The sequence below is a fragment of the Pedobacter sp. MR2016-19 genome (assembly GCF_014947265.1).
GTDB lineage: Bacteria > Bacteroidota > Bacteroidia > Sphingobacteriales > Sphingobacteriaceae > Pedobacter.
Map to the genome: position 1 here is coordinate 1 of NZ_JADCNK010000036.1, position 22,623 is coordinate 22,623.

19 protein-coding genes and 4 tRNA genes are annotated in these 22,623 nt (G+C 39.4%); 14 read left to right on the forward strand and 9 right to left on the reverse strand.

Features of this window, described 5'->3' with window-relative positions; genetic code table 11:
- Positions 1-26: 26 nt before the first annotated feature.
- Together IM793_RS24210 and IM793_RS24215 are read right to left on the reverse strand one after the other, a co-directional pair.
- The gene (locus tag IM793_RS24210) at positions 27-617 is read right to left on the reverse strand and encodes a DUF502 domain-containing protein (protein ID WP_193426017.1); all 591 of its coding nucleotides are present in this window, start codon (positions 615-617) and stop codon (positions 27-29) included.
- Positions 618-716: 99 nt separating this feature from the next.
- Positions 717-3,176, reverse strand: coding sequence for a bifunctional UDP-N-acetylmuramoyl-tripeptide:D-alanyl-D-alanine ligase/alanine racemase (locus IM793_RS24215; protein WP_193426018.1), 2,460 nt, complete (start codon positions 3,174-3,176; stop codon positions 717-719).
- Between the two features lie 61 nt (positions 3,177-3,237).
- Between IM793_RS24215 and IM793_RS24220 the strand changes: the two genes are divergently transcribed.
- From IM793_RS24220 to IM793_RS24240, 5 genes are all read left to right on the forward strand, one after another.
- Positions 3,238-3,726, forward strand: coding sequence for a regulatory protein RecX (locus IM793_RS24220; protein WP_193426020.1), 489 nt, complete (start codon positions 3,238-3,240; stop codon positions 3,724-3,726).
- Between the two features lie 94 nt (positions 3,727-3,820).
- Positions 3,821-3,896 (forward strand) — tRNA-Gly (locus IM793_RS24225).
- A 69-nt stretch (positions 3,897-3,965) separates the two neighbouring features.
- A tRNA-Leu gene (locus tag IM793_RS24230) sits at positions 3,966-4,049 on the forward strand.
- A gap of 242 nt (positions 4,050-4,291) precedes the next feature.
- Positions 4,292-4,364, forward strand: a tRNA-Gly gene (locus tag IM793_RS24235).
- A gap of 70 nt (positions 4,365-4,434) precedes the next feature.
- Positions 4,435-4,518: transfer RNA gene (locus IM793_RS24240), tRNA-Leu, on the forward strand.
- Between the two features lie 154 nt (positions 4,519-4,672).
- Here the strand turns inward: IM793_RS24240 and IM793_RS24245 are convergent.
- From IM793_RS24245 to IM793_RS24260, 4 genes are all read right to left on the reverse strand, one after another.
- A complete protein-coding gene (locus IM793_RS24245; protein ID WP_193426022.1) occupies positions 4,673-4,960 on the reverse strand; it encodes a protealysin inhibitor emfourin in 288 nt (95 codons plus the stop codon).
- 13 nt (positions 4,961-4,973) lie between these two features.
- Positions 4,974-6,047 (reverse strand): M4 family metallopeptidase, encoded by a 1,074-nt coding sequence (locus IM793_RS24250; RefSeq protein WP_193426024.1) that lies wholly within the window; start codon positions 6,045-6,047, stop codon positions 4,974-4,976.
- A 95-nt stretch (positions 6,048-6,142) separates the two neighbouring features.
- Positions 6,143-6,637 carry a hypothetical protein gene (locus IM793_RS24255; protein ID WP_193426027.1) on the reverse strand — a complete coding sequence of 165 codons (495 nt, stop codon included), beginning with the start codon at positions 6,635-6,637 and terminating at the stop codon, positions 6,143-6,145.
- A gap of 634 nt (positions 6,638-7,271) precedes the next feature.
- On the reverse strand, positions 7,272-7,559 hold the full coding sequence (locus IM793_RS24260; protein WP_193426029.1) for a hypothetical protein: 288 nt from the start codon (positions 7,557-7,559) through the stop codon (positions 7,272-7,274).
- 531 nt (positions 7,560-8,090) lie between these two features.
- Here IM793_RS24260 and IM793_RS24265 point away from each other — a divergent pair.
- Positions 8,091-8,636 carry a lipocalin family protein gene (locus IM793_RS24265; RefSeq protein ID WP_193426031.1) on the forward strand — a complete coding sequence of 182 codons (546 nt, stop codon included), beginning with the start codon at positions 8,091-8,093 and terminating at the stop codon, positions 8,634-8,636.
- A 66-nt stretch (positions 8,637-8,702) separates the two neighbouring features.
- On the opposite strand, the gene IM793_RS24270 is transcribed toward IM793_RS24265, so the two are convergent.
- Entirely contained in the window at positions 8,703-9,674 is a 972-nt protein-coding gene (locus IM793_RS24270) for an ROK family protein (RefSeq protein ID WP_193426033.1), read from the reverse strand.
- Positions 9,675-10,129: 455 nt separating this feature from the next.
- Positions 10,130-10,384 (reverse strand): hypothetical protein, encoded by a 255-nt coding sequence (locus IM793_RS24275; RefSeq protein WP_193426035.1) that lies wholly within the window; start codon positions 10,382-10,384, stop codon positions 10,130-10,132.
- A 355-nt stretch (positions 10,385-10,739) separates the two neighbouring features.
- Between IM793_RS24275 and IM793_RS24280 the strand changes: the two genes are divergently transcribed.
- Entirely contained in the window at positions 10,740-11,102 is a 363-nt protein-coding gene (locus IM793_RS24280) for a PleD family two-component system response regulator (RefSeq protein WP_193426038.1), read from the forward strand.
- A gap of 7 nt (positions 11,103-11,109) precedes the next feature.
- Here IM793_RS24280 and IM793_RS24285 read toward each other — a convergent pair whose 3' ends face one another.
- Positions 11,110-11,928, reverse strand: coding sequence for an alpha/beta hydrolase family protein (locus IM793_RS24285; protein WP_193426040.1), 819 nt, complete (start codon positions 11,926-11,928; stop codon positions 11,110-11,112).
- A 184-nt stretch (positions 11,929-12,112) separates the two neighbouring features.
- Between IM793_RS24285 and IM793_RS24290 the strand changes: the two genes are divergently transcribed.
- From IM793_RS24290 to IM793_RS24320, 7 genes are all read left to right on the forward strand, one after another.
- Positions 12,113-13,204: an AI-2E family transporter gene (locus IM793_RS24290; protein ID WP_193426042.1), complete on the forward strand. Its 1,092-nt coding sequence runs from the start codon at positions 12,113-12,115 to the stop codon at positions 13,202-13,204.
- Positions 13,205-14,273: 1,069 nt separating this feature from the next.
- A complete protein-coding gene (locus tag IM793_RS24295) occupies positions 14,274-14,792 on the forward strand; it encodes a protease (RefSeq protein WP_193426044.1) in 519 nt (172 codons plus the stop codon).
- A 221-nt stretch (positions 14,793-15,013) separates the two neighbouring features.
- Complete coding sequence (locus IM793_RS24300; protein WP_193426046.1) at positions 15,014-15,433, forward strand: SRPBCC family protein; 420 nt, start codon at positions 15,014-15,016, stop codon at positions 15,431-15,433.
- Between the two features lie 344 nt (positions 15,434-15,777).
- Positions 15,778-17,169, forward strand: coding sequence for a TolC family protein (locus IM793_RS24305; RefSeq protein WP_193426048.1), 1,392 nt, complete (start codon positions 15,778-15,780; stop codon positions 17,167-17,169).
- A gap of 13 nt (positions 17,170-17,182) precedes the next feature.
- Complete coding sequence (locus IM793_RS24310; RefSeq protein WP_193426050.1) at positions 17,183-20,467, forward strand: efflux RND transporter permease subunit; 3,285 nt, start codon at positions 17,183-17,185, stop codon at positions 20,465-20,467.
- 13 nt (positions 20,468-20,480) lie between these two features.
- Positions 20,481-21,581 (forward strand): efflux RND transporter periplasmic adaptor subunit, encoded by a 1,101-nt coding sequence (locus IM793_RS24315; RefSeq protein WP_193426052.1) that lies wholly within the window; start codon positions 20,481-20,483, stop codon positions 21,579-21,581.
- A gap of 26 nt (positions 21,582-21,607) precedes the next feature.
- Positions 21,608-22,549, forward strand: coding sequence for an AraC family transcriptional regulator (locus tag IM793_RS24320; RefSeq protein ID WP_132404382.1), 942 nt, complete (start codon positions 21,608-21,610; stop codon positions 22,547-22,549).
- Positions 22,550-22,623: the final 74 nt, after the last annotated feature.

Here is a 22,623-nt window from a genome sequence, read left to right on the forward strand (position 1 = left end):
AGACGCTACGACCAGATTAGAAATGGTTAAAGTCCGCTTACACCACCACTTACCACCAGTTTCATAGCATCGGCTGCTGTCATCTGCAAATCAGTTACCTTATCTCTTCTTACAATACAAAGCTGACCTGCAAAAGAATAAGAAAGTGGAAAATATACAGCTACTTCATCAGGCAGATTGAGTTTATGCAGATCGTTCTGCGTTAAAAAGCCAATCTTTTTTAAGCCTCCCTCTACTTCTACCAGCACCGGGTGGTTAAATTTCTTTTCATCGCCAACAAAAGCCTCTGTTAAATCTTTTATGGATGAATAGATAAAGTTAAGCAAAGGCAACCGTTGCATCATCCGCTGAAACCAATTGTACATCGGTTCGGTTACCAAATTGGTTACAAAAATACCGGCCAGCAAAATAAGGGCTAAAACCGTCAGCAAACCTAAACCAGGGATATTCCGGCTTTCGCCCGTATTGGGATTTACGCCTAAGATATTGTTTACATTTAACCAGCTATCAACTGTTGTAACTGCCCAAACCACAATAAAAATACTCACGGCAATGGGCACAACAATTAATAAACCTTTAATCAAATAGTTTAAAATAGCTTTCCCGACTTTATTCATGGTGCAAAATTAGGAAAAATATGGTTAGAATTATTTAATTGCTCAATTGTTAACGCTGTACAGCCAACAATATATCAATTAAACAATTTAGCATAGCTCTTACTCATAAAAATAAACCCTTTTAACTCTTTGCGAGATATTGGTTAAAATTTCATAAGGAATGGTATTTATATCTTTGGCGAGCTCCATAATGGTATGCTCCTGATTAAATACGATGGCTTCATCTCCGGGTTTAACGTCAATCCCTGAAACATCCAACATGGTCATGTCCATGCATATTGAGCCTATTACCGGCACTAAATGGCCATTAACCAGCATTTTACCTACGCCATTGCCAAAATACCTGGTGTAACCATCGGCGTACCCAATTTTTACAGTGGCAATTTTTCCGCCATTTTGCATCACACCTTTTCTGCTGTAACCTACGGTTTCGCCTGCCTCCAAAGTTTTCACCTGCGTAACAGTAGTTTTAAGCACCATTACTGTCTGTAAACCACGGTTATTGGCTAAAGCAGAATCGAAACCATATAAACCAATCCCTAAACGAACCATATCCATCTGCGCTTCGGGCCAGCGTGAAATACCGGAAGTATTGGATATATGCAATAATGGTTTATAACCTAAAACATTTACCAACTGATTAGCGATAGTTTTAAATCTTTCAATCTGTTGTTGTGTAAATCCATCGTGTTCCGCAGCATCACTAGCCACTAAGTGAGAAAAAATACTCTGCACTTTTACCCTTGCCGAATCCTTTAGCAGATCAGATAAGGCATCCATTTCAGCTTGATCGAAACCTAAGCGGTGCATGCCGCTATCTATTTTAATGTGGATGGGATAATCGAAATCATAATCGGATAGCGCATTTAAAAAGCTGTTCAGAATCTCTACACTATAAATTTCAGGTTCGAGCCTGTGTTTGATAATCGCTTCAAAAGCAGATTCTTCAGGACTCATCACCATAATGGGTAGCGTAATTCCGGCTTTTCTCAAAGCAATACCTTCATCGGCATAAGCAACTGCCAGGTAATCTACCTTGTGGAACTGCAATAAATTGGCGATTTCGAAACTTCCGCTTCCATACGAAAAAGCCTTCACCATCGCCATGATTTTAACGCCAGGCTTAATTTTGGAACGGTAAAACTGCAGGTTGCCTACCATGGCATTCAGGTCGATCTCTAAAACTGTGTCGTGTATTTTTTGGGTAAGCAGTTTACTGATGCGTCCAAATTCAAAGCGCCTGGCTCCTTTTACCAATATGGTTTCGTGGTTAAACTGTAAACCCGGAAAAGCCTCCACAAAAGCATTGGTATCCTCAAAAAACTGGGTTTCGAAATTAAAAAGATCGGTGTAATGCGAAATATGTGTTCCGATACCAATTAACCTGTTTACCTTTTTCTGCGAGAGCAATCCGGCTATTTCGGTATATAAATCAAGATCGTCTCTCCCGGTTTCGAATAATTCGGAAAGGATAACGGTTTTCTTGGGATGCTGGTTCTGTTGATTTAAAAAATCCAGCGCTATAGCCAATGAAGAAATATCAGCACTATACGAATCGTCTATGATGGAACATTGATTAATACCGTTTTTCAGTTCAAGACGCATGCTTACATGGCTCAGCTTTTCCAAACGCAGATCGGCCTGTTCTGGTGTATAACCCAAAGCCAATAAGGTTGCCCAGCAGATCATGCCATTTTCTATCGAGGCTTTATCTTTAAAAGGCAGCATACACTCTATTTCCATATTCTGATAAATGGCCCTTAAATAGCAATTCCCTTCAATGGGCTCAACAGTAGTAATCTGCAGGTCAGCAGCCTGCTTGCTGCTCCAGCTAAACTTTTTCTTACCGGGCAAATCTTTTGCACGCACTTCGGTTACGTATTCTGGCGAGTAAATAAATAGTTCAGACGCCACAAAGAGTTTCAGTTTCTCTGTGAGTTTTTCTTTTTTAGAACCGAATCCTTCCGCATGTGCTTCGCCGATATTGGTTAAGATTCCGATTTCAGGACGGATAATTCCGGCTAAATGCTGCATCTCATTAACCGCTGAAATACCAGCCTCAAAAATGCCTAAGGTATCATCAGCCTCAATCTGCCAAACCGAAAGCGGCACCCCTATTTGCGAATTATAACTTTTCGGACTTTTAACAATATTAAAATCAGTTGCCAAAAGCTGATATAACCATTCTTTAACAATAGTTTTCCCGTTGCTCCCCGTAATACCTATTGTTTTTAAATTAAATTGATTCCGATGATAAGCACTTAATTGTTGTAGCGCCTCCAAGGCATCATTTACCAATAAAAAATTGCAGTCTGGATATTCGTGAATGTATTTTGCTTCGGTAATTACAAAATTTCTGATTTCTTTTGCATAGGCATCTTTAATAAATTCGTGTCCATCGCGGTGCGAAGACAGCGCAAAAAACATAGAATTTTCCGGCACTAAAACGGAACGGCTATCAATTATCAGGTAACGAATAATCACCTCACCATCAACTAATTTGGGAGCGGCATTTAAAATTTCGGCTATTCTGGCAACGGTATATATTGGATTTTGCATTGTATTATATTCAGAAAAATACGGTAATCGCTTTTATTTTTACGAATTTCAGTAATTAATTATGAAAAGCGGTAAACAAGAAGCAGTATTATTAGATAAAAAACAAGCTTTGGCCAAAGCGGAAAGTTTTTGCGTTTACCAGGAACGTTCACAAAAAGAGGTGCGGTACAAACTGATAGAATGGGGCATGCGGGGAGATGAACTGGAAGAAATTATTACGGATCTGATCATCAACAATTTTTTGAATGAAGAAAGGTTTGCCAAAAGTTATGCATCGGGCAAATTCAACATTAAACATTGGGGCCGGGTTAAAATTAAACAGGGTTTAAAATTGAAAGGTGTTCCTGATAAAATTTTACAAAAAGCAATTTACAGTATCGATGAAGATGATTATTTGCAGACGATAGAAAAATTAGCGGTTAAAAAAGCAGAAAGTCTGGCTGAAAATGATGCGTTCAAACGAAAAAATAAGCTGATGAGCTACCTTCAGGCAAAAGGTTTTGAAACTGATTTAATTTTACTGGTACTGAAAGCCAGCAATTTAAATTAAATATTAAATTTTTAACAAGAAATCTCTTGACAGAAATATAAATCTGCCTATATTTGCATCACCAAAACGAAACAACAACATCAGTTTTGTAAATGCGAAAGTAGCTCAGTTGGTAGAGCACGACCTTGCCAAGGTCGGGGTCGCGAGTTCGAATCTCGTCTTTCGCTCCAAAATGCCTTCCTACCAGAAGGCATTTATTTTAAAGTTAACCAAGCCGATGGAGATCGGCAGCGGCTAATGCTCGGGTGGTGGAACTGGTAGACACGCAGGACTTAAAATCCTGTGCTTTCAAAGGCGTGCGGGTTCGATTCCCGCCCCGAGTACACACAAAAAAATCGAACAAAAAGCTTTCAGAGATGAAAGCTTTTTTTGTTTAAAGGGATTAATCAAAAAAGTTAGAATGGAAAAGTTTAAGGTTGTGATCTTCCTCGCCAAGACTTTATTTTATTTCATTGATTTTGAAGCATTAACAATTTTATTTTAAAAATTTATTTTATTTTTTTGATTCGAAAAGTTTAATTCCTATATTTGCAACCCCAAAGGAATACAACACATGTATTAATTTGCGAAAGTAGCTCAGTTGGTAGAGCACGACCTTGCCAAGGTCGGGGTCGCGAGTTCGAATCTCGTCTTTCGCTCTAAATGCCTTCCTGCCAGAAGGCATTTATTTTAAAGTTAACCTACCGAAGGATTTCGGAACAGGCTAATGCTCGGGTGGTGGAACTGGTAGACACGCAGGACTTAAAATCCTGTGCTTTCAAAGGCGTGCGGGTTCGATTCCCGCCCCGAGTACGGATAGGACTTATAACACAAACGCCATTTCTGATGTCAGAAATGGCGTTTGTGTTTTCATCCTGTATAGGTTTGTCTTAAAATCATCCTATGAAAACTATTTGTCGTTGCAATAAACATACTTTTTAGGTAGAATAACTGTCTTATACGGGCACTAAATAATTTGATCTTTCACAGACTGCTTAATCAGGTTGGGCACCATATCTTCGCTTGCTTCAATACTTTCTGTGCCTTTGGATGTTGTTCTTGATATTTTATATCTGAAAGTATCTGGGCTGAGACTGCCATTACTAGTATTACTAAATGCAAATAGATCTTCAATTGCCCTTTTATCATTTAACGATAGGTCACTTGTGTTCACCTCACCAATACTCTGTAGACGGGAATTAATGCCTCCAAATCCAGCAAACCCACCAATCCGTTCAATCTTTAAAATCGCCATCTTCCATTTTGTTTTATAATCCTACCGACTTCCAAGCGCTGTCAATAGCTGAAATAACTGACTTTTGACCAGTAAAAAGACTTTTCGCTACAGACCTTGTTCGGTTTGCAAATTGTTTCATTGTCATATTTGGCGACGTTCCAAAACCTGCCACAGCCTGATACCAGATTTTGCCCGCCGTTAGCCAACTGTTTCCTCCGAGTGTCTTGGCAGCCGTATAGAAAGCAAAGTTAGGAATTCCACTGCTTTCATGTGGATCCATTCCTGGTTTATACTTTGAATAATGATTTGGCTGTGGTGAAAGGCAATGTTTAGCCCCCGGAGCGGCCATATCCCGCAAACAGGTAAAACCTCGTAATGTAGCGCCTGGCCCCATAATGTCACTCCCAATCAACCAATCAGCAGTTGTAAAATCCTGATTGGCCTCCCATTGCCGGAACATCGTGCCGAAAACGTCTGAGATGCTCTCATTTAGACCACCAGACTCGTTTGCATAATTGAGGCCTAATGTATATTGCGTTACCCCATGAGTCAGTTCATGAGCGATAACATCATTTCCTTTTGTGAAATCTATAAAAATATTACCATCGCCGTCACCATAAGTCATTTGTCCGCCATTCCAGAATGCGTTATTATAGTTCACGCTATAATGAATGGATGAAATCATTGCCATACCCGCATCGTCTATCGAGTGCCTCCCAAAAACGGTTTGATAAAAATTTGCAACTGCGGTAGTGTAGTTGAATGCACGGGTGCATGTTGGATCCGCAGAAGTCTGAGGACTCGAAATAGCTACGCCTGGCAAGGTATTATGTTGTTGGCAATCAAATAGCGTAATAGTAGGCGGTAATAAAGGTAGTCCCTGGAGACCGCTAGGTAGGATCTTCTGAGCAGTTAACGCCAACTCAGTTCTCATATCACGGCCTTTTCGCCATTCACTTTCAAACTTCGCGGCGTCGGCAAAGAACTTACGTTCCTGATCTGACAGATCCTTATCATGTGAAAATTTCTTCAATACTTTTTCAGGGATAATAAAACAAGTACAACCAATGTGGTCATGACTTATTTTTTTAGCTTTTTTTTGCATAAAATCTAAATGGTCAATGCTTACTCTTCTTCGGATTTTCAGCTTACTCCTTAACTTGATGGTTAGATATAACAAATTAGTGGCTTACTCAAGTTCTAAGATACTGTTGACGGTCGGGAATTGACAGCAAGTACAAATGCCAGGTAAGCGGTTATTATACCAATAAGTGTCTTTCCATATTGTGGTATTAGCACCACAACGGGATTTGGAACTTCCTTAAAAGTAGCTGAAGCCCACTTCACGCCGCAGGCGATTAATGTAATAATATAGAACAACACCCCCGCTATCTGATTTTTTTCACGCACCGTTATGGATTCTGGAAGTTCGATATCCTTTCCGACCATCGCAATTTTCGCAATTGCGGCATTAGGCTTCATGATCGAAATGCCAAGTATAGCACCGAGATTTGTGAGTAATATGGCACCGATGGTTGTTATTACCGTTTCCAGAGCATCCGGTATCTTTAAGACTTTAGTTCCGTTCTCAACGACGCTAGTAGAAAAAAAAATAGCAAATGTTACGCCATATAGGTATACTGCCAAACCTGAGAGCAATAACAACCAGCCAATCAATGCAATTACGTTTTTCATATAAAATATGTTAAGGTTAGGATCACTTTTCCCCATGGTCCCTAGTGGACTTGCCATAGCTAATTTATAATATTAATTACTAAAAATCAAGTAATTACAAATTAAATTGACTGACAAACATAGCAAAAATCAAATCTTTTCATATCTGCAAAAAACTACAGATCACAATGTCCGTGTATCACATGCGATTAAAATTAGTTCAAATTGATAGTCAAAATCAAGTCGCTCCTTAAAAATTTAACTGAAAACCTAAATACCATCCTTTAGGACTGCTGTCGAACTCATATCTGATGTCTTTCTCAAGATTAGTGGTCGAACCTATTGTTTGTCCCAAGGCAAGCTTATTTAATGACTGATTCCATGTCCAAATACCGCCTGCCGTTATTGCGAACTTAGTCATTGGGATGGCCAAACCTCTGCCCAAAAGAAAAAATGACCGTTTTTTTGGTGGGATCAATACCTAATTGAAACACTGGCAATAGGCTTCGGGAGCCCAAGTCAAATGTGAAGTTCATCATTGTCGCTGGAATGGCTGTACTCTGCTCAATGTTGTCCTCTGTTACTGTCAACTGATTCGTGCCCTGTGCTACTCCATATCCACTAAGTGTAAAGTTAGCAAAAAAAATACCTGTACCTATCTTAATCCTAACAGGGTTGTAATTTCAATAAAGAATGTCGCTGCCGTGATCTGCTCTTTCTTTTCAATTTCAAGCGAAGTCGAATTAAGCTCGTATTTCGATACCGACACAGCTGATTCAAACATCTGGTCATCGTTGAACCGAGCTTCTTTGATCAATATATACGGTTGTCCATCTACAATATCTAAGCCTGCAATAGATTTTTCCATCATGGCACTACAGCATCTAATTTTTGAATTAAAAATAGCTTTTAAATGGTCTGTCCTTAAATTCACTTGCTCCATTAATTAGCTGTAGACTGAAAATGGGAAGGAAAGGAAAAAAGAAACTTATTGCACATCGAATAAGATAAAAAACGACGTGATAAAAATCTTTTTCCCCTGTCTACCAGTGGCTTTTTAATATCGCATTGATTAATAATTGTAAATCACTTGTGAAATATTCCGAAATTCGCACTTTTGGGAGTACAGATGGGATTATCCCATATTATAAAAAGGGTTGCTCCAAAAAGGCAACCCTTTTTATTTAAACTAGGCTTTTTAAAAAAAAACGGCAAATGATTATGTTTACCAGACAGTCACTTTCAGGTCGCTTGGAATAGCCAACAGATTATACTGGTACGCCATAAAAACATGTCCAATCTGTACCGCTCGTTTGTGCGGCGTGCAAAATGAATGAGACACTGAGACCATGTTATCTATTGCAGCCCAAAAATGCCTCTCAAAAAGCTTGATGGAACCGGAATAAATATCAATCTTATCTTAAGGCCCAAACATTTGTGACTCCCCATTGTTGCAATTATTTAAATTACCATAATGACAACAAAATACAGGAATACACTTTTGTTAGCAACATTAGCGATCATAGCGGCGGCCTATGCAAGCTGTAAGGTTTCAATCCCTAAAGGTGCATCAGCAGTTAAGCCATTTAATAAGGATAAATACCTGGGTACCTGGTACGAAATTGCCAGGATGGATTTCAAGTTCGAAAAGAACCTGAAGAACGTAACTGCTACCTATTCTAAAAATGATGACGGGTCTATCAAGGTCGACAATAAGGGGTATGACATGGTAAAAAACAAATGGAAACAAAGCATTGGAAAAGCCAAATTTGTGAAAAGTGATGACGAAGCAAGGTTAAAAGTCTCCTTTTTCGGTCCGTTTTACGCCGGTTACAATGTAATTGATATCGACAGAGATTACCAATACGCCCTGATAGCCGGGAATAACCTGGATTATCTTTGGATACTTTCGCGGACGAGATATATTCCAGATGCAGTAAAGGCTGATTACTTAAGAAAAGCAAATGATCTGGGGTACCAAACGAAAGACCTGGTTTGGACAGTGCAGGATAAGGAATAGCGGCAAATAAGCTTTTATCTGTCAGATGCAAATTCCATATTTATGTTCCCAATCTTCTATCGCAATTTAAGTCGTTGCATAATCGAATGCTTTAAATTTTCGGAAAACATTTGCTGCGCAGCCCAGTAAACCTGCTTTATTGCCCAATTTTGCCGGAACAACCAAGGCATTGCCTGATGATACCGGAACAGCTAAGGTCTTGATCCTACGTTCTATTTCTCTCGCATAAAAGGCACCAGATTCGCTTATGCCACCTCCAATTACAATTTTTTCAGGGCTAAAAATATTAATAAAACTAGTGATACCTGTTGCCAGGTAATCGAAATGCTGACCCATAGCTTTTAGGGCATACTCTTCACCAGCCAGGTATTTTTCTATAATATAACGACCATCAACTTCGTCTGTTTCGGGGATGCCCGGATGAATAAATTGATAATGTTTTAATAATGCAGTTACTGAAGCATAGGCCTCCAAACATCCCTTTATGCCACACACACAGGCTAAACCATTATGTTCTACAATAATATGCCCCAATTCTGTTCCTCTATTTCTAAATCCGCCATAGAGTTTATTGTCAATCATAACAGCTCCCCCAATCCCTGTACCAACGGTAAGAAAAACCACATCACCACAATCTTTAGCAGCACCATAGCACATCTCACCCAGCCCCATCAAATTGGTATCGTTATCCATAATAACGTTATAACGGGTTACATCCTGCAGGATTTCGCCCAGGGCCAGTTGTTTAAAACCCGGCAGATTATCGGCACCGGCAATAATTCTATTATTGTATATCGTTCCAGGAAATCCTATTCCCACACCCAAAACAGGATGTTTCACTTTTGCTGCGCAGGTTTGGATCGCTTCCACAATAAGTGCGATGATTGAACCCTGAGTTTTTGCTTTTTTTAGCGGAATCAGCGTGGAATACAAAATTTCTCCTTGCTCGTTTACTACACCGCATTTGAGCGAAGAGCCGCCAACATCAATCCCAATGGCATATTGGGGTTCAAGATTGGTGTGGTTTAAAGTGATCATTTATTTGCGTTTTTTAATTTAGTTGTCTGTGGCCTTAATGTATTGACTGCTCTTTTGATCAGCATTTCTATTATTAATCAGCAGCATATTCTTGCTTGTTAGTCAGGCTAAAAACAAAATGTATGTGCATGGTTGTAAGTTTCCGCTTAACTATTTTAGCATCAATTAGTGTTTGCCTAAGTATCATCCAGAAAACACAATTTATTTCAAATATACTAAGCAATAAGAATGATGTTCTAATTAGATTCAAATATGGTCATTTAACAAAAGTGTTTCTCTTTTAACGCCATTAATTTCATAATGATCAACAAATATCAAATATTCAAAGCTTAATGCAATAAAAAAAGCTTTTTATGTAATTGGATGGAGAAGAAATTTGTATTACAGATTAGAAATAAACAAAAAAGGCCTTCTTTACCATTAAAGAAAGCCTTGCCACAGTGAAACAAGCTAATTTAGCTTAAAATAATCTGATAATTCACATTTACTCTTTTCGGATAATTGCTTTCTTCATTATTTAGAGAAACAAATGCAGCATTACCATGAACTTCATTTTTTAAAGCATGTTCATAATGCGATTGGATAGCTTCCTGATAATCTTGCTGATGGCCTTTCGTAGTTTCGGCTAAAAGATTTCTATCATTCAGGTTTTCTGGCAACAAAGTAATATCGCAGTTTCCGTCACTGATTTCTTTGACTAAGTATTTCATTTTGGTTTTAAATCTTCGTTTCCTGTTTTATAAATAAGATTTCGAGAACGGTCAAAAATATGGTAAGTCTTTATTTTGTATGTAATCTAAAAGTTAATTTTTACTTAAAATGATGTATTAATTTTAATGCAGGTTACAATATTATAACTACGTCATTTGATTTTACTACGGCTGGAATAGATACGAATCTGATAATTATTTTTTTTCGACTGGATTATAGTCCCACTTAAAACTCCCTGTTGTGTTTTCATCAAAATAGATTGAAACCTTTTAGCTTTGGCCTTGTTAATCAATCAGAAGTTATTTATTTACAATATGTTAATACAATCACAATAACCTGATGGAGAACGAGAAGATGAAAAAAATATTAGTGGTTGATGATAATCAGGAAATATTGGAGGTTATAGAATTAATTTTAAGTCTGGAAGGCTATCAGGTAAATGGATTAATGGATGCTAGTTATTTTAAGCAGCGGATTAGCGAATTTAAGCCAGATTTAATTTTGCTGGATGTGATGCTAGGTGCCCTGGATGGGCGGGATCTTTGCAATCTGCTCAAATCAGACCGGTTAATGTTGCACATTCCGGTAATTATGATTTCGGCCAGCCATAACTTAAACGATACGCAAGGCATTATTTGTTATCCTAACGATTTCATCGCTAAACCATTCGATATCAACAACCTCATTAATAAAGTAAGTGCACAACTTGCTGCCTAAACAATATTTAAGGCTTTGCGTTAAAATAGTTACTTAAGAATACACTCTGAAACTTAATCGCGTTGGCCCAGTAATCCCAGTTGTGTACACCAGGCCTGGTGGTAAAATCATGGGGAATATTGTTGTACGAGAGCTCATCATGCAAACGTACATTCATTTTATAGAAAAAATCTTCCGTACCACATTCAATGGCAATAGCAAGCGATCCAGGTTTAATATGGTAGATCATATCAATTACGCTGTTTTGTTTCCACCGCTCCGGAAATTCATCTTCCGGTCCTAACCTTTTTGAAATATTCCATCCATTTGGAAAAGGTTTAATATCTACACCGCCACTCATACTACCCACTGCACCGTAAACATCCTGATGCTTAATGGCCAGGTATAATGCACCGTGTCCGCCCATACTTAAACCCGTTATGGCCCTGCCCTTTTTTTCAGCAATAGTTTTATAATGTTCGTCTACATAGCTCACCAATTCTTTAGCCACATAGGTTTCGTATTTCCATTCGGGGTCTACCGGACTATCGAAATACCAACTGGTTACATTCCCATCAGGGCATACCACTATAAATTGATATTGATCGGCCAGGTTTTTAATTCCAGGTACTTTTTTAACCCATTCTGCATAGTTCCCCCCTGCGCCATGGAGCAGATACACCACCGGATATCTTTTTCCGGTTTTATAACTATCGGGCTTAATTACCACAGCTTTAATACTTTTGTTCATCGATTTGCTATAGGTTAAAGCAGTATCTACCTCAGCAGCACTTAAAACATGGCTAAACAAAAACAAACAGGCGGTTATCAAAAAGCTATTTTTCATGGGTAATTTTTAATCATGATTATAATCTGGTGTTAAATTTATAAAATACTTGGCTCTTGTTTGCCATTTCTGCGAGTTGAGACCAAAAAAAATGATACCTTTCTTACTTACTCCTTAAACGGCTAAAAACTTTAAAACAATTTGATTACCTTTTAGGTTGTTGAACGGTTAACTTATCTAAAAAATGCTTAAAACCTACCCATTTTACATCAAAGCGCCTGTAATTCTTTTAGGATTAGTAATTACGGTATTTATAATGAGTGTGCTGAGAGATATTCTTGTGCCCCTTGCTTTTGCCGCCCTGATTGCCATATTACTAAACCCATTAACCAATCGTTTCGAAAGAAAAATGCCCAAAATAGTCAGTATTATTCTTTCTATGCTCATTGGTTTGCTGGTAGTGGTGGCCGTACTCTATTTTTTGTCATCACAGGTAGCGCACTTTTTTGATGACCTCGATAGCATTAAACAAAAATTATCGCAGTTGCTTGAGCAAATAAGGGCTTGGTTACAAGGTACCTTTGGCATTTCTACACAAAAGCAGACGCAAATGCTTAACGATGCAGCTAATGGAAGTAAAGCCTTAATCGGCCAGACACTTAATGGTTTGTTGGGGGTTTTAAGTGTGGTTTTCCTGATCCCGGTTTATACTTTTCTAATTTTATTATACAAAACGCTCATTTTAAACTTCATTTATGAAGTATTTTCAGAAGAAAATAAACAAAAAGTTGCCGAAATTTTGGGCGAAACGAAAGCGGCCATCCAAAGTTATATTGTAGGCTTATTGATCGAAACTTCTATTGTTGCCGTAATGAACTCTGCCGCCCTGCTTATCCTTGGCGTACCAAATGCCATTTTAATTGGCGTTATCGGCGCAATACTAAACCTATTGCCTTACATTGGCGGCATTATCGCAATTGCCTTACCGGTGTTAATGGCTACTTTAACCAAGGATGGTTTTACTACTCAACTCTTAATTATAGGCGCTTATGCGCTGATTCAGTTTATTGATAATAATATCCTTGTACCACGCATTGTTTCGAGCAAGGTACAGATCAACGCCCTTATTTCTATCGTAATTGTATTGATGGGCGCTGCACTTTGGGGTATCCCTGGCATGTTCCTTTCCATTCCATTTATTGCGGTAATGAAAATAATCTTTGATCGTATTGACGGACTTAAACCCTGGGGTAAATTACTGGGAGATAATATCCCGACAGAGCATATGGGGCAGGTGAAAAGGTTTAGGAGAAAGAAAAAACTGGCTGCAGATTAATATTTCATACCTATTTTTATTTGAAACGATCGTTCAGTTTTCCACCACGTCCAGCCTATAATCTTATTACAGGCTGGGCCACTTAGACCCGATTAGAGTGGACGCGAAGCAAAACGGAAAGCGGGGAGAAACAAGAATAGCAGTACCAGATTGCTCTCCATATAAAGAAAAACCTGCCACAGATTAATAATTATTTTTTCTGAAAACGATCGTTCAGTAGCTCTTCAGAACCAGCAGTCCCGTTATTCGCTATAGCCCAATGAAAAATCGGGGCTGCCGCTGCTACCGGGTTTATTAAACAAAGACTTGCTACATAAAAGTATAATTCGATAAAAAATATCTCACTACCATTGACAGACTCCAATAGAATGGTCGTCATTCGATAGCTATCGGATGCTAGGCACGAAGATAACCGAACGATTAAGCTCATGAATGCCTTTAAAAACATATGCAAAAATGAATAATCTTAATGCACACACTGGTAGCGATCGTTGTAAGATTGCTTCGTCGTTCCTCCTCGCAATGACGATTCCTCGCCTCCTATCAATTCAATAAATACACTTCATTCATATTGACCTTTATGAAATAAATTATTCCTCATGCTTGTCCACCCAGCCTATAATCTTATTACAAATTAGGCCACCTAGACCCGATTAGAGTGGACGCGAAGCAAAACGGAAAGCGGGGAGAAACAAGAATAACAGTACCAAATTGCTCTCCATATAAAGAAAAGCTTGCCACAGATTAGTAATTATTTTTTTGAAAACGATCGTTCAGTAGCTCTTCGGAAACAGCAGCCCCGTTATTCGCTATAGCCCCAATGAAGAATCGGGGGCTGCCGCTGCTACCGGGTTTATAAACAAAGGCTTGTGCAGGTAAGCACCCTGCCAAAAATAGTAACACTGTAGTGAACACGAAGCCGCAGGCAAAGTAAAACGGAAAGCGGGATGAAACCCCGATATGCCGTACTGCAATCTGCGAATAATTCAATATACTTGCGTCACTTAATCGTTTTAGTTCAATAATTCAAACAATATCAACGTTCATTTGCTTATTAAAAAAAACTTCGATGAAAAACATTAAATTAATTATCCCTGCAATTTTAGTATTATTTTCTGCCTGCAGCGAGGCCACCAGAAATACCGCAAATGGTAAAAGCGACAGTATGCCGCAAACCACCTCCGATAAAACCGATTCGCTTGAGGTTAAACTAAAAATAAATGGCAATGTAGCTACTGGCGATCCACTGCTGCTGAGGTTTGTAGTACATAACAATACCGATAGCACCAAAAGCTTCTGTATCTGGCATACCCCCTTCGAGCCTTTAATGAGCAGTTATTTAAGCATTACCAATGAAAAAGGAGAAGAAGCCCCATACAAAGGTGCAATGGCCAAAAGGATTATGCCACCTCCGGCCTCTAGTTATACCAAAGTAAATCCAGGTGATAGCCTTGTTGCAAATGCCGATTTACTTAAAGCTTACGATCTAAAAAAAGGATCAAGCTATAAAGCAGTTTACACAGGCGGAAATATGAGCGGCCTGGTATCAAGAGACACGGTTACTTTTATTTATACGGATTTGCACTAATATTAAGTTAGTCGCCCTATTTTCAGTCATTTCTGAATTATTCATATAGAGATTGCACGCAGTACTTATCTGTGTGCATTTTTTTTATATGCACTACCACTTCACTAAGCACAAACTCAACTGAAGAACAGTGGGATATTACCCCCTATTTTGTCGCATTTACGCTTTCTGAGTTGTTAAATTTCCCATAATTTTATTAAAAAATTAAACACCTTCAAAACATGGAAAATAAAACATCGATCACCGTAGAAACGACAGTAAATGCTCCAGTAGAAAAAGTTTGGGAATTTTGGAATAATCCAGACCACATTACTAAATGGGCCTTTGCCTCACCTGATTGGCATACCCCTTATTCGGAAAATGATTTAAAAGTTGGTGGTAAATTTAGAAGTACCATGGCAGCAAAAGATGGCAGCATGAGTTTTGATTTTGGCGGCACCTATACCACGGTCAATCAGCATAAAAAAATCGAATATACTATGGAAGATGGCAGAACGGTAAGCATTACTTTTGATGCATTGAGCGAACAAACCAGGATAACCGAAACTTTCGATGCCGAATCGACCAATCCCATCGAAATGCAACGTGGCGGATGGCAGGCCATTCTGGATAATTTTAAAAGTTATACTGAAGAGGGGTAGTACTTTCAATAAACGCCGTCATCTCGACCGGAACGCAGTGGAGTGGAGAGATCTACCTCGATACGGATTTTGCTTCGCAGAACCTTCGGGTTCTTGGCTTCGTTGCACTACGCTCGAAATGACGATCCTTTTGTAATTTGATTTTACGCTCACCATCTATTATAATCTTTTTATCTTATTTGTATACATACATCAGAAATAATCAATAAAAATTAGTCAAAAGGGTGTTTTCATTGGTCGTTAAGTAACATTTCTATTATTATTTGATTCGCATAATTTTTGATTTGAACGGAATACTTTGAAATTGCCGCCATAATTTACATTTGCCGTGTAAATTATACACTATGCCACGCATATCTTTATTTTATTCATCACTATTATTATTTATTAGTTTCTCTATTGCTGCAAGCGCTCAAATGCTAAGTTTAAAGCAAGCCGTAAACACTGCAATTACCAATTATGGAACCATTAAGGCCAAAGATAATTATGCCAATGCGTCAAAATCATCGATTCAACAGGCCAAAAGAGAGTATCTACCTAACTTCAGTTTAAGCGCCCAACAAGATTATGGTACCATTAACGGCCAAAACGGACCACAATATGGTCTAGGTGGTTTGGGAACCGCTTCCTCTGGTCCTGCTTTAGACAAACAAAACTGGAATGCTGCGTTTGGCGGGCTCTACCTGGCCAACGTAAACTGGGATTTTTTCACTTTTGGAAAAATCAGAGAACGTATTAAAATTGCAGACGCTGCCTACCAGAGAGACAAAAATGACCTGGAACAGGAAAAATTCCAACAGGAAATCCGTGTTTCTGCTGCTTATTTAAATTTACTGGCTGCGCAAAGGTTAACAAAATCGCAACAGAAAAATCTTGACCGTGCTGTTACCTTTAAAAACACAGCCGTAATCAGGGCTAAAAACGGATTAATTGCGGGAGTTGATTCTTCTTTCGCAAAAGCTGAAGTTTCTAATGCCAGAATCGCGCTAACTAAAGCTAAAGATTTGGAACAGGAACAAGCTAACCGTTTAGGCGTTTTAATGGGATTAACCGCAACCTCATACGAACTAGACACTACTTCAATTACACGTATCCCTGGCAATCTGCTCGAAGATACAGTAATCAAAAGCTCGCATCCATTGTTAAAGTTTTACCAAAACCGTGTTGATGTTAGCCAGCAACAGGTTAATTATTTCAGAAAATTATATTACCCTACGTTTACCTTATTCGGTGTGATGCAAGGCCGTGGTTCCGGTTTCAGCCCAGGCTATGCTTTAGATCAGACTGCCTATTCTACCAGTTATGCCGATGGTATCAATCCCACACGCGGAAACTATTTGATTGGCATAGGAATGACCTGGAACCTGTCAACCTTACTTAAAAACCGTCCGCAGGTACGAGCGCAGGAATACATTAGTCAGGGCTTAAAAGAAGAATATAACCTCGTTGATCAACAATTGAAAGCACAGCTTGCCCTTGCTGAAACTAAATTAACCAATGCTTTGGCCAATTACAGGGAAGCACCCGTTCAGGTAAAAGCGGCATCTAACGCCTATCTGCAAAGGAGCATTTTGTATAAAAACGGGCTTACTACATTGGTCGACCTTACACAGGCCCTTTTTACCTTAAACCGTGCCGAAACCGATCGTGATATTGCCTTTACCAATGTTTGGCAGGCCCTGCTGTTAAAATCGGCAGCATTAGGCAATTACGACATATTTATCAACGAATTTTAATCTGGCTATATAAATGAATTTAATACGTTTCGCACTCCGCAAACCCATATCCATCTTAGTTTTAGTGGCTGGACTGTTCTTTTTCGGTATTGGGGCCATCAACCAGATCAAGGTTGATATCCTTCCGCAAATGAACCTTCCGGTAATTTATATTGCCCACCCTTTTGGCGGTTACACACCCGACCAGATGGAGGCTTATTTCGGCAAACAATATGTTAACATCCTGCTTTTTGCAAATGGTATCAAAAGTATCGAAACCAAAAATACACAGGGTTTAATGTTAATGAAATTAACCTATTACGAAGGCACCAACATGGCCCAGGCAGCAGCAGAATTAAGTGCGCTATCTACGAGAGCCCAGGCCATTTTCCCGCCAGGTTCGCAACCACCGTTTGTGATCCGTTTTGATGCTTCGTCCCTTCCGGTTGGGCAATTGGTATTAAGCAGCCCTATCCGTACCAACAACGAATTGCAGGATCTGGCCAATACTTATGTACGCCCTAGTTTTTCCGCTATACCGGGTTTGCTTTCCCCTGCCCCTTTTGGCGGTAGTCCGAGAACGATAGAAATCAATGTAAATCCCTCCCTTTTGCGTTCCCATAACCTAACGGTAGACCAGGTGGTTGAAGCCATCAGGCTAAATAACCAGACTGCGCCTTCAGGAAATGTAAGAATTGGCGATAAAAACTACATCACACCAACCAATTATACGATTAAAAAGGTTAAAGATTTTGAGAACATTCCCTTATTTAAAGGCAGTGTACAAAATTTGCAACTTCGCGATGTAGCCACCGTTAAAGACGGGGCCGATTTAGTAGCAGGTTATGCCTTAATCAACGGCAAACGTTCGGTATATTTAAGTATTGCCAAATCCGGCGATGCTTCCACCTGGGATGTGGTTAAAAACTTAAAGAAAAACCTACCGAACATCCAAAATACCTTACCAGAGGATGTCAAACTTTCTTACGAATTCGACCAATCTGTTTATGTAATCAATGCTGTAAAAAGTTTGATCAGCGAAGGTGCTATCGGTGCAATATTAACAGGACTGATGGTTTTACTTTTCCTGGGTGATAAACGTGCGGCATTGATTGTAATCCTCACCATCCCAACATCTATTATTGCTGGTGTCTTGTTCCTGAAATTATTCGGACAAACGATCAACATTATGACGCTGAGTGGATTGGCTTTGGCCATCGGTATTTTGGTAGATGAATCGACAGTAACGATAGAAAATATCCACCAGCATTTTGACATGGGCAAACCCAAGGCGCTGGCCATTTGGGATGCCTGTAAAGAAATCGCTTTTCCGAAATTGTTAATTCTCTTTTGTATTCTTGCCGTATTTGCACCTGCTTTTACCATGACTGGGATCCCAGGGGCATTATTCTTACCGTTGGCATTGGCAATTGGTTTTTCGATGGTGGTTTCATTCCTCTTATCGCAAACATTCGTACCGATTATGGCCAACTGGCTGATGATTGCACATCCTAAAAAAGGCAGTGAACATCACCCTGATATTACGCAGGATGAAGCTGATTTTGCAGCAACGGGCATTACACTCGAATCGGAAAAAGATACCCTGAACCAGAAAAGAGTGCTGGTTGAACGTGAAGATTTTAATGGCAATGGTAAAATTGGTTTCTTCGATAAGTTCCGTAACCGTTTTATGCGCTTCCTTGACCGGATACTGCCTTACCGAAAATCTGTTGTTTTGGTTTATTTGGTGGTCATTATCGGTTTAGCGGCACTATTACTGGCTAATATTGGCCGCGATGTTTTGCCAAGAGTGAACTCAAGTCAGTTCCAGTTGCGTTTACGCGCACCCGATGGAACACGTTTAGAACGTACCGAAGAAAAAGCAAATGTGGTATTAGCTGAGCTGAAAAAAATGGTTGGCGAAGAGCATATGGGCATTTCTTCCGTTTACGTTGGTCAACACCCTGCCCAGTTTTCGGTAAACCCGATCTACCAGTTTATGGCAGGTCCGCACGAAGCTGTTTTCCAGGTAAGTTTAAAAGACTTCGAAGAAGATATGGACGATTTTAAGGATCAGTTCAGAGAGAAAATCAAAAAAGTACTGCCTGATGTTAAACTTTCTTTCGAGCCGATAGAGTTAACGGATAAGGTATTGAGTCAAGGCTCTCCTACCCCTGTTGAAGTGCGTATAGCAGGCAAAAACAAAAAGCTGAATGAAAAATATGCGAATAAAATCCTGGCAGAATTGAAGGAAATCTCTTACATGCGCGATGTTCAGTTAGCACAACCGATTAAATATCCATCCTTAAATATCGATATCGACAGAACCCGTGCAGCACAGATCGGGGTTGATATGGCCGACATTTCAAGATCATTAATTGCCTCAACTTCATCATCGCGTTATACGGATAAAAATGTCTGGCTGGATGAAAAGGCATCTTTACCTTATAGTGTGCAGGTTCAGGTACCGCTGAATCAAATGACCAGTAAAGATGATATCGGCGAAATTCCTTTATTGAAAAATTCAGCACGACCAGTATTGAGCGATGTTGCGAAAATTACGCCTGATACCACGGCTGGCGAAAACGACAACATTGGTGCTATGCCTTTTTTATCGGTAACGGCAAACCTTTACCATACCGACCTGGGTACGGCATCAAAAGATGTGGAAAAGGCCATTAAGGACGTTGGCGAACTGCCAAGGGGATTAAATGTGACCGCAATTGGTTTAAGTAAAGTATTAACAGACACTTTAGGTAGCTTACAATCTGGTTTATTTGTCGCCATTGTGGTAATTTTCCTGATGCTGGCCGCTAATTTCCAGTCTTTTAAAGTTCCATTGGTTATTTTAGCCACTGTACCGGCCGTTATTTTAGGCTCATTATTGTTATTAACCATAACCGGATCAACCTTAAACCTGCAATCGTACATGGGAATTATCATGTCGGTGGGGGTATCTATTGCCAATGCGGTATTGCTCATCACCAATGCAGAGCAACTACGAAAACACAATGGTAATGCACTAGAATCGGCACGCGAAGCTGCAGCATTACGTTTACGCCCAATCATCATGACGAGTATCGCGATGATTGCAGGGATGTTGCCAATGGCTATCGGTCATGGTGAAGGCGGAGGAGCCGTTTCGCCGCTGGGCAGGGCGGTTATTGGTGGTTTACTGGCCTCAACATTCGCCGTACTCATTATATTGCCATTGGTATTTGCATGGGTTCAGGGAAAACAGACCACCAACTCGATGTCGCTTGATCCGGAAGACGAAGAAAGCATCCATTACATTAAAAGTTTACCAGAAAACGAATAAATTATCATCACAAATGAATACGAAGATATTTTCAACAGGATTATTAAGTACAGGATTTTTAGTGCTAACGGCTATGTATGGCTGTGGACACTCCGAATCGAAAGTAGCACCCAGGAAAGAAAAAGAAGCAGCGATAGCCACCTTCGACCTTAAAAAAGAGAAACTATCCACTAAACTGAGTTTACCTGGCGAATTAATTGCTTTGCAGCAAGTGGATTTATACGCCAAAGTAAGCAGTTTTGTAAAAACCTTAAAAGTTGATATCGGCACAGAAGTAAGCAAAGGTCAGTTATTAATGACACTGGAAGCACCTGAAATGAATTCGCAACTGGCAGCGACACAATCGCGTATAAAAGCACAGGAAGCGGTTTATACCGCCAGCAAAGCGAATTACAACCGTTTGTACGAAACCAGTAAAACGCCTGGAACAATCTCTTCCAACGACCTGGACCAGGCGATGGCCAAAAAAAATGCAGACCTTGCACAGCTCGAAGCAGCAAAAGCGGCCTATAAGGAGGTGAGTTCAGTTCAGGATTATTTAACCATCAGGGCACCGTTCAGTGGAATTATCTCAGCCAGAAATGTGAATTTAGGTGCCTATGTTGGTCCGACAGGTAAAGGTTCTGATTTACCTTTGTTTACTTTACAGGATCAGAAAAACCTGCGCCTCGCTGTTTCCATTCCCGAGGTTTATACCGGTTATTTAAAAGCTGGTGACGAGATTAGTTTTACGGTTAAATCTTTGCCCAGCCAAACCTTTAAAGCCAAAGTGAAACGCTTATCAGGCGCCCTGGATCTACGCTTACGTTCTGAACGTATTGAAATGGATGTACCAAATGCTTCAAAGGTTTTATTACCGGGTATGGTGGCAGAGGTGAACATTCCTTTACCGGCCAATGCCAGTACCTTTATCATCTCTAAAAAATCTTTACTGGATACCAGCGAAGGATTATTTGTATTAAAAGTAGCCGATAATAAAGCTGTTAAAGTGGCTGTTAAAAAAGGAAGGGAGACCGACGATAAAGTCGAAGTTTTTGGAGATTTATCAGAAGGTGACAAATTAGTTGCAGAACCGACTGAGGAAATGCATGAAGGAATGACGATTAAACCATAACTTTACTTGTATTAAGCACTTAAAATATGTTATCAAAAAATCAAGAGCTTTCTACCCTTCAAAAAAAGGAAACATTAGAGGATTTTTACAATAAACTAAAAATCACCAGACCAGAAATTCCTACACCAAGTTTAGGAATGATTAACGACATCGGGCACTTTAATGTTTTTAACCGGAGTAATGTTTGTACCAATGTACCATCTGCATTTAGCAGGAGAGATTTTTATAAAATTTCGCTGATCATTGGCAATGGAATTTTGCATTACCCTGATGCGCAGATCGAAATTAAAGAACGGGCATTACTATTTACCAATCCGAATATTCCATATTCTTGGGAAAGTACTTCTCCAAAACCTGCCGGATTCTTCTGTTTATTTACAGAGAACTTTATCCATAACCGTAATGAAACCCTCCGCGATTCTTTATTGTGGCGCATTAATGATAGTCCGGTAATTCACATTAGCGAAGAACAGGAAGTTATTTTAACAGATGTCTTCACTAAAATGATGAAAGAAATGGATGGCGATTATATCCATAAATACGACCTGTTGAGAAACTATGTGCAGCTTATTGTTCACGAAGCACTAAAAGTTAAACCACAAGACATTGTTTTTAAACAGAATAATGCATCTGTGCGTTTAACTTCATTATTTATTGAATTATTGGAAAGGCAGTTCCCAATTGGTTCTACGGAGCATATTCTGGAGTTAAAAACAGCCCACGATTTTGCCTTCCGCTTATTGGTACACGTAAATCACTTAAACCATGCCGTAAAAGAAGTGACTGGAAAAACTACTTCTGAGCACATTTCGAGAAGAATCGCTACCGAAGCCGTAGCCTTGCTGAAACATACCGAATGGAATATTGCACAGATCGCCTATTGTTTGGGTTTTGAATACCCGGCAAATTTCAACATATTTTTTAAACGTCAGATGCAATGTACCCCAAAGGTTTTTAGGGCTAATTGATTAATCTTCATCTAGACGCAATCTGGTCTTAGCGTCTCGCTAAGATCCTATAAAAATGATCGCATGTCGTAGCG

What these genes read in the sequence shown, in the direction of transcription:
- IM793_RS24300 (WP_193426046.1), top strand. Translation starts at nt 15,014, where the DNA reads ATGGAAAATAAAACATCGATCACCGTAGAAACGACAGTAAATGCTCCA.
- IM793_RS24270 (WP_193426033.1), bottom strand. Translation starts at nt 9,674, where the DNA reads ATGATCACTTTAAACCACACCAATCTTGAACCCCAATATGCCATTGGG.
- IM793_RS24310 (WP_193426050.1), top strand. Translation starts at nt 17,183, where the DNA reads ATGAATTTAATACGTTTCGCACTCCGCAAACCCATATCCATCTTAGTT.
- IM793_RS24215 (WP_193426018.1), bottom strand. Translation starts at nt 3,176, where the DNA reads ATGCAAAATCCAATATATACCGTTGCCAGAATAGCCGAAATTTTAAAT.
- IM793_RS24260 (WP_193426029.1), bottom strand. Translation starts at nt 7,559, where the DNA reads ATGGAGCAAGTGAATTTAAGGACAGACCATTTAAAAGCTATTTTTAAT.
- IM793_RS24255 (WP_193426027.1), bottom strand. Translation starts at nt 6,637, where the DNA reads ATGAAAAACGTAATTGCATTGATTGGCTGGTTGTTATTGCTCTCAGGT.
- IM793_RS24245 (WP_193426022.1), bottom strand. Translation starts at nt 4,960, where the DNA reads ATGGCGATTTTAAAGATTGAACGGATTGGTGGGTTTGCTGGATTTGGA.
- IM793_RS24265 (WP_193426031.1), top strand. Translation starts at nt 8,091, where the DNA reads ATGACAACAAAATACAGGAATACACTTTTGTTAGCAACATTAGCGATC.
- IM793_RS24290 (WP_193426042.1), top strand. Translation starts at nt 12,113, where the DNA reads ATGCTTAAAACCTACCCATTTTACATCAAAGCGCCTGTAATTCTTTTA.
- IM793_RS24210 (WP_193426017.1), bottom strand. Translation starts at nt 617, where the DNA reads ATGAATAAAGTCGGGAAAGCTATTTTAAACTATTTGATTAAAGGTTTA.
- IM793_RS24315 (WP_193426052.1), top strand. Translation starts at nt 20,481, where the DNA reads ATGAATACGAAGATATTTTCAACAGGATTATTAAGTACAGGATTTTTA.
- IM793_RS24220 (WP_193426020.1), top strand. Translation starts at nt 3,238, where the DNA reads ATGAAAAGCGGTAAACAAGAAGCAGTATTATTAGATAAAAAACAAGCT.
- IM793_RS24320 (WP_132404382.1), top strand. Translation starts at nt 21,608, where the DNA reads ATGTTATCAAAAAATCAAGAGCTTTCTACCCTTCAAAAAAAGGAAACA.
- IM793_RS24305 (WP_193426048.1), top strand. Translation starts at nt 15,778, where the DNA reads ATGCCACGCATATCTTTATTTTATTCATCACTATTATTATTTATTAGT.
- IM793_RS24295 (WP_193426044.1), top strand. Translation starts at nt 14,274, where the DNA reads ATGAAAAACATTAAATTAATTATCCCTGCAATTTTAGTATTATTTTCT.
- IM793_RS24275 (WP_193426035.1), bottom strand. Translation starts at nt 10,384, where the DNA reads ATGAAATACTTAGTCAAAGAAATCAGTGACGGAAACTGCGATATTACT.
- IM793_RS24285 (WP_193426040.1), bottom strand. Translation starts at nt 11,928, where the DNA reads ATGAAAAATAGCTTTTTGATAACCGCCTGTTTGTTTTTGTTTAGCCAT.
- IM793_RS24280 (WP_193426038.1), top strand. Translation starts at nt 10,740, where the DNA reads ATGAAAAAAATATTAGTGGTTGATGATAATCAGGAAATATTGGAGGTT.
- IM793_RS24250 (WP_193426024.1), bottom strand. Translation starts at nt 6,047, where the DNA reads ATGCAAAAAAAAGCTAAAAAAATAAGTCATGACCACATTGGTTGTACT.